The sequence below is a fragment of the Streptomyces sp. LHD-70 genome (assembly GCF_031157275.1).
Lineage (GTDB): Bacteria > Actinomycetota > Actinomycetes > Streptomycetales > Streptomycetaceae > Streptomyces.
Window position 1 is genome coordinate 1 of record NZ_JAVIFW010000038.1, and the last position, 14,346, is coordinate 14,346.

Sequence of the window (14,346 nt, forward strand, 5' to 3'; positions counted from 1 at the left end):
GGAAGCAACGGAGCGACCAGGACCCAGAGTTCATCCGGAACCAACCGCTGTGACAGACCAGCACCCATGGCAAGGCATCATGCCGTAAAGATCTGACGCCACGTGAGACAACCTCTTAGTGCCCGGCGTGTGTGTGCGGTGTACGCACCTTGCCCGCCTTCTCACCCTTCTCGACGACCACGAACTGCCCCATCATTCCCAGGTCCTCGTGGTACAGCAGATGGCAGTGGTACATGTACGGCGTGTCCGGGTCCGCCGGCCCCTCGAAGCGCATCGCCAGTTTCACCGTCGTGTGCCCCGGGACGAAGACCGTGTCTTTCGCGCCGCGCAGCTCGGCCGACGGCTTCTTGCCGTCCACCTCCAGCACCCGGAACTGCACATCGTGAATGTGGAAGTTGTGCGGCGTGCTGTGCTCGTTGCGCACGGTCCAGGTCTCCGCGGTGCCGCGGGTGACCGTCTCGTCGATCCGGCCCATCTGCATCTTCTTGCCGTTGATGCCGGAGGTACGCAGCCCGAAGAATCGTCCGCGTACCGAGTCCGACCCGTCCGGAACCTCCAGCTCGCCCAGCTTGGCTGGCAGTTCGGGAGAGGCCCGCAGGGTCTTCTTCGCCCGCAGCTCCAGTACGTCGAAGGAGTCGTCGCCGCCCGCGAAACGCTTCGACCAGGAGTCACCGTAGGAGTCGTTCGGGAAGCTACGCAGAGTGGTCTTCTCGCCCGGCTTCATCCGCACCACGATCTCGGCCCGCTCACCCGGCGACATCCGGATCCGGTCCATCCGGGTCGTCGTCTCCAAAAGCCCGCCGTCCGTCCCGATGAGCGCGAACTCCCGGTCGTCGGAGAATCCGAAGTCGTATATCCGCGCGGTCGAGGCGTTGAGCAGCCGCAGCCGTACGAGCTCGTCGCCGACCTCCTTGTACGGATCGAGAGTGCCATTGACCATCGTCCGGTTCCCGAGGAACCCGGTTTCCGACAGCATTTTGTGCCCGTGGTCGAACTTCGCCCCGTCGAACTTCACGTCCTGGACGATGACCGGCAGATCGTCGACTCCGTACCTCTTGGGCAGTGCGAGACGGTCGGACTTCTCGTCGTGAAGGAGGAACATCCCGGCCAGCCCTCGCTGCACATGCTTTTCCGTCTTGCCGTGCGGATGGGGGTGATACCAGAGGGTCGCGGCCGGCTGATTCACGGTCCAGCGCGGGGTCCAAGTCGCGCCGGGGGCGATCATCTGGTGCGGACCACCGTCCATCTTCGCGGGCAAGTGCATCCCGTGCCAGTGCACGGTGGACTCCTCCCCCAACGCATTCTTGATCTTCACCTGGACCTTCTCGCCGCGCTCGGCACGCAGCGTCGGCCCCAGGTAATCCCCGTTGAAGCCCCAGGTCGGCGTCTTCTGCCCGGCTCTGAATTCCTTCTCTCCGGCCCGCATCGTCAGATCGAAGACCCGGGTCCCGTCCTTCTTCACCGTCGATTTCGCCAGCGGCGGCACCGCCAGCTCGTTGCTGAAGTCGGTTGAACCGACGGTGGACACCTTGGCGTCGGAGTACAGCCACAGGGCCCCGCCGCCGAGCGCGAGGCCGATGACGACAGCAATCGTCGTGAGAGTGATGAGGACGCGCTTGAGGCGAGACATGACTCCAGCGTCCCGGCGGGCGCTCGCGCCGACATCGGGGATGGCCCCCAGCAACCCCCCAAGCAACCCCTACGATTCCTCAGGGATTTCCCGTATGCATCACTCAGTGCCGTGCTTGGTGGCGAGGAGTAATTGTCAATAACTGTGGTTCGGTTGAGGTGGTTCAGGCTGCGTGAGCAACCCCGGACGGACTTCCGAAACCGACCACCAGGACGGGATGCCAGGGTGGGGCGAGCGGCTCCCGAGGGCGAAACTCGGCGTGACAGAGCCAACGCTCAGTCGACCAGACCACCAACTCGCTGATCAACGAAATGCCTCCCAGGCCGTGCCGGGAGCGGCGAGTGTGCCTGCCGAGCCCGGTACGGCCTGTTTCGGCTCCGCTCAGAGGTCGAACTCGTGCGGCGGCAGGTCGAGGGCGTAGCAGGCTTCGCGTACGACCTGCTGCTCGTCCTTGTCGAAGTCGCCGTCGGCGCCGCCGATGACGATGCCGATCTGGATCACGGCACGGGCCTCGGCGGGCTTCTTCTTCGCCTTGGCGACCTCCTGCAGGACGCTGACCTTGCCGAAGTCGTAGTCGGCGGTCAGCTTGTTGCAGTTGTCCTCGAAGCGGCGCTGCAGTTCGTCGGCGGGGAAGTTCTGCAACACGTCGTTGGTGGCGATGAGTTGGGCGACCTTGTGGCGCTCGGAAGGGTCGATGGTGCCGTCGGCGGCGGCGACCAGTGCGCACATCGCCATGCTCGCGTCCCTGAAGGCGCCGCTCTTGAGGTCGTTCTTCTTCGCCAGCAGCTGCGTCTGCATCTGTGTGGCGGACTCCTTGAAGCGGTCGAACAGGCCCATGAGAACTCCGTACGGGGTCGAGGGGGCGCCCGGGCCGGGGTCCGGCCCGGGCGACACAACTTCTACAGTCATGTAGAAGTTAGCAGGGTTGGCACGCTCGCTCGGAGTGCCTCACCCTTCTTCCTCTTCTTCGTCCCCTTCGAAGGCGTCGCCGATCTCGTCGACCACCTCGGCTGCAACCATCCCGCCGACGACCCCGACCGCGAGGCCCGCCGTACCGGCCGCGACGGCGGTGCCCATGCCCGGTCCGGAGCGGTGGCCGTCGTGGTGGTGCTCGTCATGGCCGTGGTGGTGGCCCTGGTGCCCGATGTGGGAGTGGTCGCCGTGGCCGTACTCGGAGTGCGAACCGTGAGAGGTGCCGCTCTCGATCAACTGCCGTACCCAGCCGTCTACTTCGGTGTTCCAGTCGCGCTGCTCGACCGCCGCGTAGCTGACCCGGAACCGCGTGATCGAGTCGTGGCCGGACGAGAACAACCCGCCGCGCTTGTCGGCCTCCAGAACGACGTCCATGCCGCCGGGATCGGCAAGGAAGGTCACCTCGATCTCATTGACGGCGTGCGCGTACGCCGGTGACGGGGTGAGCTCGACCTCCTGGTAGAAGGGCAGCTGCTGGCCAGTGCCGCCGATGCGGCCGTACTCCAGATCGGCCGACTTGAAGCCGAAGCCGAGCTGTCCGAACGCTTCGAGTACCGCCTCCTGCACGGGCAACGGGCCCACCGCGAGCGGGTCAAGGTCGCCCTTGTCCTTCGCGCCCGCCACGGCGAGTTCCGTGCGTACGCCGAGCACGACGCCGAGCGGCTGGCCGTGCAGCTCCGTGACCGGCGTCTCCCAGGGCAGCGTCACGCTGAACGGAACGCTGCGCTGCTCCTCCTCGCCGAGCCGGAAGCCGCCGCCGACCATGAACCGCCCGAAGGTGACGGCGCCCTCGCTCTCACCATCCTCGCGCTCGGCCTCCACGCGGGCGACCAGTTCCAGGGTGATCTGCTCGATGTCGAATGCGGCGCTGCCGCCCTTGAGGTGAACCTGCCCGTGCAGGGCCCCGCCGGGCAGGGCGGCACCGCCTTCGAGCACCGTGTCCACTGTGGGGCCGCCCACGCCGAGCGAGCCGAGCAGCCGTTTGAACACCATCGCGGCGTCCACTCCTTCATGTGAGTGTCTGTCAAGAACCCCTGGCCGACGAGCAGTCGAGGGCTCTACAGGAATGTAGAAGAATAGAGGAGAGGGTAGCTACGACGGACGTCGAAGGGTGTGTTCGCGCCATAGTGCGCAGGCGGCAGGCTCGCGCATCGCTTCAGCGGGGCCCGTCCGGCTCCGGCGCAGCGATGCCGGGGTTGTGTCAGTGCCGACGGAGGCGGGCGACGGCGGCCAGCCGTGCCGCGAGGACCGCGGACGAGGCGAGAGCGGCTGCAGCCGCGCAGATCACCAGAGCCGGCCAGGCGTAGGCGACCTGCCCGAGGGTTCCGGAGCGCCGCATCAACAGGCCGAAGAGTGCGGCGAGTTGGGTGAAGAAGAGAAGGGGCAGGAGGTGCGGCAGGCTGCGCAGGGCGAGCCGCCACCACGAGCGTTCCGCGGCGCGCTGTGCCCACCGGCCGGCGCGGGACACGCCGCGGGCGCCGAGGCCGAGCGCCAGCAGGGTGAGCGCCGCCAGGATCCAGTCGGCCGTCATGGAGAACGGCGCGGCCACCTCGGGCCGCTCGCCCTGGGCGAGGTCGACCAGGCCCTGTGTGATCTGGGCTGCGTCGTCCCCGGAGATCATGCCGGTGTTGGTGACGACCGCGATGCCGGTTGCGCTGTCGGGCAGCAGGGTGGCCATGGAGTTGTACGTGAGCAGCTGGCCAGTGTGCTGGATCCGCCGGGGCCCTTCGCCGGTGTTCCGGGACCAGCCCAGGGCGTAGTCGCTGTCTGCCGGAGCGGTCGGCGGTGTGTGCGTGAGGTCGATGGTCCGGGCGGATGCGATGCGCCGCCCGTCGACGGAGACGCCGTGGTTGTTCTGGGCGATCAGCCACTGCGCGAGGTCATCGGCGGTGGTCACGACTCCGTGGCCGCCCGCCGTGAACCAGCGGGGATGCGCCGCAGACACGGTCGTGCCGTACGCGCGCACGTACCCGCGCGCCTGTGCGGGCATCTCGTCCGTGCCGGAGACGGATGACGTACGCGTCATGTGCAGTGGTCGGAAGATCTTCGCGGACATCTGGTCGGCGAAAGGGCGTCCGCTGACGACCTCGACCAGGCGGGCGGCGACGAAGTAATTGGGGTTGTGGTAGCGGTACTTGGCGCCGGGATTAGCGGCCAGGGGAGCCTCGCGCATCGCGCTGACGGCCTGTTTGAGCGTACGCGGCTGAGCGCGCGTCAGATCGGGGTACGCGGAGTCGGCCATGCCGGAGGTCTGGGTCAGCAGCTGCCTAACGGTGATCCTCTCGGCGCGGGGGTCGGCCATGGTGAACTCGGGCAGGTAGCGGCGCACTGGCTGGTCGAGGTCGACCTTGCCCGCCTCGACCAGCTGCATGACGGCGAGCGCGGTCATGGCCTTGGACAACGAGGCCACCGGCATACGCGTCTGCGCGGTCATGGCGCGGCCGGTCGCGGTGTGCCCGTACCCGGCGGTGTGCACCACGCGGTCGCCCCGGGTCACGGCGACCACCGCTCCCGGCAGGTTGGTCTCCTCGACGTAGTCGCGCAAAAAACGGTCGACCGCCGCCGGGGCCAAGTTGGCGGCGCGGTCGGCGAGGGTGGCGCGCTCGGCCGCCGACGCGGGAACAGCGCCGGACAAGGTGGCCGCCGCGATGCCGAGCGTGGCCGCCAGGACGGCGAGACCACGGCGGAAACCGGAATGGGCGGCGGCACGGTGGGGACCGGAGGGGAAGGCAGGGATCTTCATGTCGCCCAGTGCACCGTCCGGCCCGCCCCCGGCGCATTGGCGTACAAGGGAGTTGAAAGGTAGTACGGGCACTACTGCTGCAAGGTCCCCGTGCGGCTACCTTCGACGGATGCGTCACCGCAACGCCTGGCAGGCCCTGGCCCAGAACCCGCTGAAGCTGCTCCGCTCGAGCTGGCCGTGGCGGTCCGTCGCCTACCTGCTGTCCGGGGTCGCCTTCGGCGCCGTCGCGACGCTCGTCCTGGTGGGCCTGCTGATCGCGGGGTTCGCCTCGCTTGTCGTGCTCGTAGGGGCGGTGCTGCTGCTCGGCGTTGCACTGTCCGGCATCGCCGTCACGCGGTTCGAGCGGTGGCGGCTGCGGCTCGTCGACCTGGACGCGGTGCCCGACCCGCACCGGAAGCCGGAGCTGCCGGGCGTGCGCGGCTGGCTGCACACCCGGCTGCGCGAGCAGGCGACCTGGCGTGAACTCGGCTTCACCGCCGTGTCGTTGACCGCGCTGTGGTGGATGGACCTCCTCGTCCTGGCCTTCGCCCTGGCTGTGCCCGTCCTGGTGATGCTGTCGCCCGTCGACGACCCAGGCGCCTGGCCGCTGTTCGTCGTCGGCCTGTGCCTGCTGCCCGCCGCGCCCTACACCATCACCGCCTGGGCGGGCGCCCGCGCCGCCGTCACCCGGCTGATGCTGGCACCCCGCGACAGCGAACTGGGCCGCCGGCTCACCGACGTGCGCGCCTCCCGCACACGACTCGTCGATGCCTTCGACGCGGAGCGCCGCCGTATCGAACGGGACCTGCACGACGGGGCGCAGCAGCGGCTCGTCTCCCTCAACGTGCAGCTCGGCCTCGCCCGCCTCGACACCGACCCCGGCTCGGCCCTGTCCACGCAGCTCGCCGCGGCACAGGAGCAACTCACCCTGGCCGTTCAGGAGTTGCGGGACCTGAGCCGCGGGGTCCACCCCAAGGACCTCACCGATCACGGGCTGACGGCCGCGGTGGAGAACCTCGCCGCCCGCGCCGCGCTGCCCGTCACCGTCGACATCCGCCTGCCCGGACGGCTGCCCGCGCCCCTGGAGAGCGTCGCGTACTTCGTGATCTCCGAAGCCCTCGCCAACTCCGCCAAGCACAGCGGCGCGAGCCACATTCAGGTGCAGGCCCGCCGGCACACCAACCTCCTCACCCTGTCCGTACGGGACGACGGCCGCGGCGGCGCCGAACCCGGGGCGGGCGGCGGCTTGACCGGGCTCGCCGACCGGGTCGCCGCCGCGGACGGCAGGATCCGCCTGTCCAGCCCGCCGGGCGGGCCTACACTCCTGCACGTGGAGCTGCCGTGCCGTTGACCGTCGTACTCGCCGAGGACTCCCCGCTCATGCGGGACGGCCTGGTCGGCTCGCTCACCCGCTTCGGCCACGAGGTGGCGGCCGCCGTCGGGGACGCGGACGCCCTGGTCGCCGCCGCCCGCGAGCACCGCCCCGACATCGTCGTGACCGACGTCCGCATGCCTCCGGACCACGCCGACGACGGGCTGCGCGCCGCCATCTCCCTGCGCCGCGAGAACCCGGCCCTGCCGGTCCTCGTCCTGAGCCAGTACATCGAGCAGTCCTACGCGGCACACGTCCTCGACCTCGGATCGGACAGCGGAGTCGGCTACCTCCTCAAGGACCGCGTCAGCGCCGTCACGGAGTTCGTCGACGCCGTCACCCAGGTCGCCGCCGGCGCGACGGTCGTGGATCCCGAGGTGGTGCGGCAGCTCCTCAACCGCCGCCATGACCCGCTGCAACGGCTCACACCACGCGAGCGCGAGGTGCTCGCCCTGATGGCCGAGGGCCGCGCCAACGCCGCCATCGCCCGTGAGCTGTACGTCACCGAAGCGGCCGTGAACAAACACGTCAGCAGCATCCTGCAGAAGCTCGAACTCCACGTCGACGGCCAGGGCCACCGCCGGGTCCTGGCCGTCCTCGCCTTCCTGCGGGCGTGAGCGAGGGACAGCACAGCCTGTGAGGGGTTTGCCATTCCTTTACAGTGGGTGTAGAAACACGCCAGTTGAGCCACAGTTCCGTACGAGAAGGAGTCACGGTCCCGCAATGGGTGAGCCTCCCAGTACCAGCCGTGCCACGACCTGCCCGCACCGCGTGCGTGAGGGACGGGGGGTGGCACGGTGACCGAGTTCCTGCTCCTCCTGCTCGCCCTGCTCCTCACGCTCGCGTGCGCGGTGTTCGTCGCGGCCGAGTTCTCCCTGACCACGGTGGAGCGCAGTGAACTGGAGCGGGCTGCCGAGGCGGGGGAGCGCGGCGCGGAGGGAGCGCTCAAGGCGGCTCGTCGCCTGACGTTCCAGCTGTCCGGTGCCCAGCTCGGCATCACCGTGACGTCCCTGGTGATCGGCATGCTGGCCGAGCCGTCGCTCGCCGCGCTGCTGCGCGGGCCGCTGGAGGCGATCGGTCTCGGCCGGGCCGTTCCGTCGGTAGCGACCGTCCTGGGTGTGGTCGTCTCCACGGTCCTGCTGATGGTGATCGGCGAGCTGGTGCCGAAGAACTGGGCCATCGCGCGGCCGCTGGCCGTCGCGAAGGTGGTGGCGGCCCCGCAGCGCGGCTTCACGGCCGCGTTCGCGCCGTTCATCCGGCACCTCAACAACACGGCGAACCGTTTCGTACGCCGCTTCGGCCTGGAGCCGGCCGAGGAGCTGGCCTCCGCCCGCAGCCCCGAGGAGCTCGTGGCACTGGCCCGGCACTCGGCCGCCGAGGGCGCCATCGAGCAGGACTCGGCGGAACTCTTCGTACGCACCCTGCACCTCGCCGAGCTGACCGCGGAGAACGTGATGACGCCGCGCGTCGACGTCTGCGCCCTGGAAGCACACACCACGGCCGCGGACGCCGCGAACCTCAGCCACGCCACCGGGCTTTCCCGCTTTCCCGTCTACCGCGACACTCTCGACGACGTGATCGGGACGGTCCACATCCGTGACGTCCTCGCCCTTGACCCCGGCAAGCGGGCCGTCACCCAGGTCACCGTCCTGGTCGGCGAACCCCTGCGGGTCCCCGACAGCCTCACCGCCGACCGGCTCCTCGGCCGCCTGCGCGCCACCCGCACGATGGCGATCGTCATCGACGAGTACGGCGGTACGGCGGGTGTGGCCACGGTGGAGGACATCGTCGAGGAGGTCGTCGGCGAGGTCCGCGACGAGCACGACCCCGTCGAGGTCCCCGACCTGCTGCCCGCCCCGCCCGCCGAGGACGGCCGGCCCACCTGGGAGGCCGACGGCGGTGTCCGCACCGACCAGCTCGCCGCGATCGGGCTCGCGGTGCCGGACGGCCCGTACGAGACGGTGGCCGGTCTGATCGCGACGCGGCTGGCCCGGATACCGGCCGAGGGCGATCACATCCTGGTCGGGGGCTGGCGTCTGGACGTGCTCGACGTGGACCACCACCGCGCCGAGCGGGTCCACCTCACCGCGCCCGCCGCCCGGCTCGACGGTGTGCCGTCGCCGCAGGACCCGCCACGCGACCGGCCACAGGACCGGCAGCGGAACATGCAGCAGGACCGCCCGCGGAAGCACATGACGGGGACGGCGCGATGACCTCCTTGCAGCTCCTCATCGGCGCGCTGACGCTGCTGACCAACGCGTTCTTCGTCGGCGCCGAGTTCGCGCTCATCTCGGTGCGCCGCAGCCAGATCGAGCCGCGAGCGAAGGAGGGCCACCGCCGGGCGCGCATCACCCTGTGGGGTGTCGAGCACATCTCCCAGATGATGGCCACCGCCCAACTCGGCATCACCGCCTCCTCGTTGGTGCTCGGCGCCGTCGCGGAACCGGCCATCGCGCACCTCCTCGAACCCGGCTTCGAGGCCGCGCACGTCCCGCACGGCCTGGTGCACCCGATCGCGTTCGTCATCGCCCTGACCCTGGCGACCTACCTGCACATGCTCATCGGCGAGATGGTCCCGAAGAACATCGCGCTCGCCGCCCCCGTACCGACGGCTCTGCTCCTCGGCCCGCCCCTGGTCGCCCTCACCCGCGCCCTCAAGCCACTGATCTTCGGCATCAATGCCCTCGCCAACACCCTCCTCAAACTGCTCAAGGTGGAGCCCAAGGACGAGGTCGAGGCCGTGTTCACCGACGACCAGCTGGCCCGTATGGTCGCGGACTCCAGCGATGCGGGACTGCTCGCACCCGAGGACGGCGAGCGCCTCCGGGACGCGTTGGAACTGGGCACACGGCCGGTCGGCGAGATCCTCGTCCCGGCGGCGAGGATGCGCACGGTCGACCACACCATCACCCCGGCCCGACTGGAGCAGGTGGCGGCGCAGGCCAGCTACTCGCGCTTCCCGGTCACCGGAGAGGGCGGCGCGCTGCTCGGCTACCTGCACATCAAGGACACCCTCGGCGTCACCGACCGCGACCAGCCGTTCCCACGCGAGTCTCTGCACGCCGTCACGCGGGTACGGATCGACACCCCCCTCGACGACACCCTCACCGCACTCCGGGCAGCGGGCAGCCACCTCGCGGCGGTCACCAGCGCGAGCGGCACCGTCCTCGGCTTCGTGACCATGGAGGACGTGCTGTCCGAACTGGTCGGCCCGACGCCCATCACCACCTGAATCCCTAGCCCTTCTCCCCTACCTCTACGTGATCGGAGCAGCCCGTGTCCGCCAGTCCGACGGACTCTGACGTCCCAAGGAACCCCCCGGGACTCTTCCGCCAGGCCGCACCTGACCGGTGCATGGCACGGGGCGGTGCGCGATGAGCGCAGTGCTCGGGCTGCTCGCCGTCCTTGTCCTGACGGCGGGCACCGGCTACTTCGTGGCCCAGGAGTTCGCCTACGTCGCCGCCGACCGGCTCGCCCTCGCCCGCGAGGCCGAAGCGGGTGACAAGCGTGCGGCCCGCGCCGTGCAGGTCCTGGGCCGGCTCTCCTTCATGCTCTCGGGCGCCCAGCTGGGGATCACCGTCACCGGCCTGGTCGTCGGTTTCCTCGCCGAGCCGTCCGTGTCCGCGCTGCTCACGCCCGCCCTGGAAGGCACCGGCCTGTCGGACGGCACAGTGTCCGCCATCTCCGTGGTCACCGGCTTCGTGGTGGCGACCGTGCTGCAGATGGTGCTCGGTGAACTCGCGCCGAAGAACCTCGCACTCGCCGTGCCGGAGCGCCTGGCCAAGTCGTTGGCCGCCTCCACGCTCGCGTACCTGAAGGTCGTCGGACCGGTCGTGCACGTCTTCGACGGCGCCGCGAACAGGATCCTGCGCAAGGTCGGCATCGAGCCGGTGGAGGAGCTGCACCACGGCGCCACCCTGGAGGAGCTGAGCCACCTCATCGGCGAGTCCCACGAGCACGGTCAGCTGCCGCGCGAGACGGCCGAACTCCTCGACCACGCCCTCGACTTCTCCGAACGCACCCTAGACGAGGTCCTCGTGCCCCGCGTGGACGCGGCCTTCGTACGCGAGGACGCGACAGCCACCGAGGCCGTGGAGCTGATCGCGAAGCACGGGCACTCCAACTATCCCGTGCTCGGCGACCACCCCGACGACGTCGTGGGTGTCCTGGGCGTGCGTGAGCTGATGCGCCTGCCGGCCGCTGCATTCGACCGTACGACCGCGGCGCACCTCGCCCGGCGCCCGCTGTTGCTCCCCGACACGCTGCCGCTGCCCGGCGCTGTGGCGCAGATGCGCGAGCGCGACGACGAGTTCGCCGTCGTCCTGGACGAGCACGGCGGCGTCGCGGGCATCGTGACGTACGAGGACATCGCCGAGGAACTGGTCGGCGACATCGCCGACGAGAGCGACCGCGTGGTCCATGTCGCCGTGGCCGACGACTCCGGCTGGCTCGTGGACGCCGGACGCCGCCTCGACGAGGTCGCCGACGCGACCGGCATCGCCCTGCCGGAGGAGGACGACTACGACACGGTCGCCGGACTGATCGTGGACCGCCTCGGCCGCTTCCCCACCATCGGCGACCGCCTCACCGTCGACCTCGACGACGGCGACCGGGTCCTCATCGCCGTCCTGCGCCTCGACCGGCACGTGCCCGAACGGGTCCGCATCGAGCGCCTGCCACGCACATCCGGTGATACGCCCGGTGACACGTCCAGTGATGTACCCGGTGAGGAGACCACCGCATGAGCTTCCCCCTGGCTCTCTTCATCACGCTCCTGCTGCTGATCGGCAGCGGATTCTTCGTCGCCGCCGAGTTCGCTCTCGTCGCCGCCAAGCGGCACCGCATGGAACAGGCCGCAGCCGACGGACACCGCGGCGCGAAGTCCGCGCTCGCCGGCATGCGGGAACTCTCGCTGATGCTCGCCGGCGCCCAACTCGGCATCACCATCTGCACGTTGGGCCTCGGCTCGATCTCCAAGCCGGCGATCTCGCACCAGCTCGACCCGCTCCTGGAGAAGCTCGGCCTGCCCGCCGGACTCAGCTACGCCATCGCCTTCGCCGTAGCCATGATCGTCGTGGTCTTCCTGCACATGGTCCTCGGCGAGATGGCCCCGAAGTCCTGGGCCATCGCCCACCCCGAACGCTCCGCGATGCTGCTGACACCGCCGTTCCGTGCCGTGGTCAAGGCGGTACGCCCCCTCATCTGGCTCCTCAACAAGGTCAGCAATGCCTTGGTACGGATGTGCCGCGTCACTCCGAGGGAGGAGCTCGCTTCCGTGCACAACCGGGAGCAACTGACCCACCTGGTCGAGGAGTCGGAGCGGCTCGGACTCATCAGCGAGGCCGACTCCGGGCTCATCACCAGTTCCCTCACCCAGCCGCAGACCCCCGTCAGCGACCTCCTGACTCCGGCGGACCAGATCACCTCGGTGCCCGCCGCGGCGAGGGTCGAGGAGATTCTTCAGGTGGCGACCGAAAGTGATCGCACCCGGCTGCTCGTCCGCGACGGCAACACCGTCCTCGGCTCGGTGCACGCCCGCGACGCGATGGTCGCCCGCGCCCACGGCCGGGACCTCGACGCCCGCCACCTGGCCCGCCCGGTGCCGGAACTCGCCCCTGGCGACACCATCGCCCAGGCCGTCGACGAACTGCGCAGGCGCCGCTCCACGCTCGCCGTCGTCAGCGACGACTCCGGCCGCCTGCTCGGACTGGTCAGCCTTGACGACCTGCTCGCCCGACTGATGGAACCGAGCCCGGCGGCCTGAGAATCCTGTCCCGCCGAGAAACGCCCTGGGCTCGGCCAGGGCGTTTCTCGTGCGTCTTACGTGCGTTCTACATGCGTGTCGAAACCCACACGCACGGAGGATGTACGGCAGTTGGCGACGGTGACTAGGGTGCCCGGGATGTCTCGCACCGATTCCACTCCCCAATTTCAGCAAGACGCAGGATCGACTCTCCGGGTTCCTTCTGGGAGGCCCCATGAGTGAGACGCTGCGCACACCCGACCGGGCCGGAGCCTCGCAGCCTCCGGCCCGCACCACATCGGCGAGCGAGACATCCCGAAGAACCACCGCGACGACGGCCCCGGCAGCGAAACAGGGAAAGCAGCGGGACGCGTTCTTCGACAATGCTAAGTACCTGGCGATCGTCCTGGTCGCGATGGGCCACGCCTGGGAGCCGCTGCGCGCGGACAGCCGCGCCGCCGCCGCGCTGTACATCGCCGTCTACACCTTCCACATGCCGGCGTTCATCATCATCTCCGGCTACTTCTCGCGCAGTTTCGACGCGAGCCCGAACCGCCTCAAGCGGCTGGTGACCGGTGTCGCCGTCCCGTACGTCCTGTTCGAGGTCGCGTACTCGTTCTTCAAACGGTGGGCGAACGACGACCCGACCCACCCGATCAGCCTGCTCGACCCCTGGTACCTGGTGTGGTTCCTCGCGGCCCTGTTCATCTGGCGCCTGACCACACCTCTGTGGAAACTCGTGCGCTGGCCGCTGCCCCTCTCGCTCGCCATCGCGGTGCTGGCCTCCGTCTCCCCGGACATCGGCGACGACCTCGACCTCCAACGGGTCCTGCAGTTCCTGCCGTTCTTCGTCCTCGGCCTGTGCCTGAAGCCCGAGCACTTCCAGCTGGTGCGCCGCCGCGAAGTCCGCCTCCTCGCCCTGCCGGTCATGGCCTCGGCGCTCGTCTTCGCGTACTGGGCGGCGCCCCGCATGAACGCCGCCTGGTTCTACCGCCGCGACAGCGCGCAGGAACTCGGCATGCCCGGCTGGGTCGGACTCCCGATGACCCTCGGCATGTTCGCCTGCTCGCTGATCCTGGTCGCCTGCTTCTTCGCCTGGGTCCCGGGCCGCCACCTGTGGGTCACGGCGCTCGGCGCGGGCACGCTGTACGGCTACCTCCTGCACGGCTTCCTCGCCAAGGGCTCCCGCTTCTGGGACTGGTACGAGGTGGACTGGGTCCACACCCCGCTCGGTGCCGTCGTCCTCACGCTCTTTGCCGGGGCTCTCATCACGGCCTTGTGCACCCCACCGGTCCAGCGCATGTTCCGCTGGGCCATGGAACCGAAGATGGACTGGGCGTTCCGCAGAGATTCGAAGGCCCTGGACCGCGGGACCACCAGGTGAGTGGCCTACGGTCGTGGGGTAACCGACGCCCGCCGTCGTCCGGAGCGGTGCGATTCCGCTTCACGGCTCCGGACGGCAACCCGGCGGGCATCCGTGTTCTCCACGCGATGGACGCGGACGGCCGCATCGTCGGCAACCTCGATTACCAGCTCTGCGCGACCTGTCAGGTCGGCTTCGTCAGCAACATCGCCGTTGCGACGCACTGGCAAGGGCGCGGAGTTGGCCGTGATGCCCTCTCGCTGATCCTGGACGGCGCCGACGGCTACCACTGGACCACCTCTCGGCAGTCGGCACAGGGCCGACGATTCTTCGCGGCCCTGGCGGACGAGACCGGGCTGGAGTTCGTGGAGCGTGGGGAGCGGTGCGGGCACATGACCGCGTAAGTGAGTACTTCAACGGTGCGCCAGCTGCCTGAGGCACCAACTTCTTGTGAGCCGAAAGCCGATGAGCTGGAACCCAGTCCAGCTGCTTGTGCCGGACGTCGTGCGTGCTCTGCCGGAGTTGAGGGTGAGGGCGTCTGAAT

12 protein-coding genes are annotated in these 14,346 nt (G+C 69.5%); 8 read left to right on the top strand and 4 right to left on the bottom strand.

Annotated elements, in window-relative coordinates:
* Positions 1–115: 115 nt before the first annotated feature.
* From RCO28_RS37855 to RCO28_RS37870, 4 genes are all read right to left on the bottom strand, one after another.
* Entirely contained in the window at positions 116–1,630 is a 1,515-nt protein-coding gene (locus tag RCO28_RS37855) for a multicopper oxidase domain-containing protein (RefSeq protein ID WP_308945933.1), read from the bottom strand.
* Positions 1,631–2,011: 381 nt separating this feature from the next.
* On the bottom strand, positions 2,012–2,467 hold the full coding sequence (locus RCO28_RS37860) for a TerB family tellurite resistance protein (RefSeq protein ID WP_308945934.1): 456 nt from the start codon (positions 2,465–2,467) through the stop codon (positions 2,012–2,014).
* Between the two features lie 111 nt (positions 2,468–2,578).
* Positions 2,579–3,595 (bottom strand): sporulation protein, encoded by a 1,017-nt coding sequence (locus RCO28_RS37865; RefSeq protein WP_308945935.1) that lies wholly within the window; start codon positions 3,593–3,595, stop codon positions 2,579–2,581.
* 208 nt (positions 3,596–3,803) lie between these two features.
* Positions 3,804–5,345 carry a serine hydrolase domain-containing protein gene (locus tag RCO28_RS37870; protein WP_308945936.1) on the bottom strand — a complete coding sequence of 514 codons (1,542 nt, stop codon included), beginning with the start codon at positions 5,343–5,345 and terminating at the stop codon, positions 3,804–3,806.
* 109 nt (positions 5,346–5,454) lie between these two features.
* Here RCO28_RS37870 and RCO28_RS37875 point away from each other — a divergent pair, with 109 nt between their 5' ends.
* From RCO28_RS37875 to RCO28_RS37910, 8 genes are all read left to right on the top strand, one after another.
* Positions 5,455–6,675 (top strand): sensor domain-containing protein, encoded by a 1,221-nt coding sequence (locus RCO28_RS37875; RefSeq protein WP_308945938.1) that lies wholly within the window; start codon positions 5,455–5,457, stop codon positions 6,673–6,675.
* Positions 6,666–7,313, top strand: a complete 648-nt coding sequence (locus RCO28_RS37880; protein ID WP_308945939.1) for a response regulator transcription factor — start codon at positions 6,666–6,668, stop codon at positions 7,311–7,313. Before RCO28_RS37875 ends, RCO28_RS37880 begins: the two co-directional genes overlap by 10 nt.
* Positions 7,314–7,493: 180 nt before the next feature.
* Entirely contained in the window at positions 7,494–8,909 is a 1,416-nt protein-coding gene (locus RCO28_RS37885) for a hemolysin family protein (RefSeq protein ID WP_308945940.1), read from the top strand.
* On the top strand, positions 8,906–9,928 hold the full coding sequence (locus tag RCO28_RS37890) for a hemolysin family protein (RefSeq protein WP_308945941.1): 1,023 nt from the start codon (positions 8,906–8,908) through the stop codon (positions 9,926–9,928). The genes RCO28_RS37885 and RCO28_RS37890 overlap by 4 nt, the downstream gene beginning before the upstream one ends.
* A gap of 142 nt (positions 9,929–10,070) precedes the next feature.
* Complete coding sequence (locus RCO28_RS37895; protein ID WP_308945942.1) at positions 10,071–11,441, top strand: hemolysin family protein; 1,371 nt, start codon at positions 10,071–10,073, stop codon at positions 11,439–11,441.
* Positions 11,438–12,460 (top strand): hemolysin family protein, encoded by a 1,023-nt coding sequence (locus tag RCO28_RS37900; RefSeq protein ID WP_308945943.1) that lies wholly within the window; start codon positions 11,438–11,440, stop codon positions 12,458–12,460. Before RCO28_RS37895 ends, RCO28_RS37900 begins: the two co-directional genes overlap by 4 nt.
* Before the next feature lie 214 nt (positions 12,461–12,674).
* Positions 12,675–13,823, top strand: a complete 1,149-nt coding sequence (locus RCO28_RS37905) for an acyltransferase family protein (protein WP_308945944.1) — start codon at positions 12,675–12,677, stop codon at positions 13,821–13,823.
* A gap of 47 nt (positions 13,824–13,870) precedes the next feature.
* On the top strand, positions 13,871–14,206 hold the full coding sequence (locus RCO28_RS37910) for an N-acetyltransferase (protein ID WP_308945945.1): 336 nt from the start codon (positions 13,871–13,873) through the stop codon (positions 14,204–14,206).
* Positions 14,207–14,346 lie beyond the last annotated feature (140 nt).

Bases quoted from the DNA above. Each gene is read 5' to 3' on its own strand.
- RCO28_RS37855 (WP_308945933.1), bottom strand. From the start codon at position 1,630: ATGTCTCGCCTCAAGCGCGTCCTCATCACTCTCACGACGATTGCTGTC.
- RCO28_RS37860 (WP_308945934.1), bottom strand. From the start codon at position 2,467: ATGGGCCTGTTCGACCGCTTCAAGGAGTCCGCCACACAGATGCAGACG.
- RCO28_RS37865 (WP_308945935.1), bottom strand. From the start codon at position 3,595: ATGGTGTTCAAACGGCTGCTCGGCTCGCTCGGCGTGGGCGGCCCCACA.
- RCO28_RS37870 (WP_308945936.1), bottom strand. From the start codon at position 5,345: ATGAAGATCCCTGCCTTCCCCTCCGGTCCCCACCGTGCCGCCGCCCAT.
- RCO28_RS37875 (WP_308945938.1), top strand. From the start codon at position 5,455: ATGCGTCACCGCAACGCCTGGCAGGCCCTGGCCCAGAACCCGCTGAAG.
- RCO28_RS37890 (WP_308945941.1), top strand. From the start codon at position 8,906: ATGACCTCCTTGCAGCTCCTCATCGGCGCGCTGACGCTGCTGACCAAC.
- RCO28_RS37895 (WP_308945942.1), top strand. From the start codon at position 10,071: ATGAGCGCAGTGCTCGGGCTGCTCGCCGTCCTTGTCCTGACGGCGGGC.
- RCO28_RS37900 (WP_308945943.1), top strand. From the start codon at position 11,438: ATGAGCTTCCCCCTGGCTCTCTTCATCACGCTCCTGCTGCTGATCGGC.
- RCO28_RS37905 (WP_308945944.1), top strand. From the start codon at position 12,675: ATGAGTGAGACGCTGCGCACACCCGACCGGGCCGGAGCCTCGCAGCCT.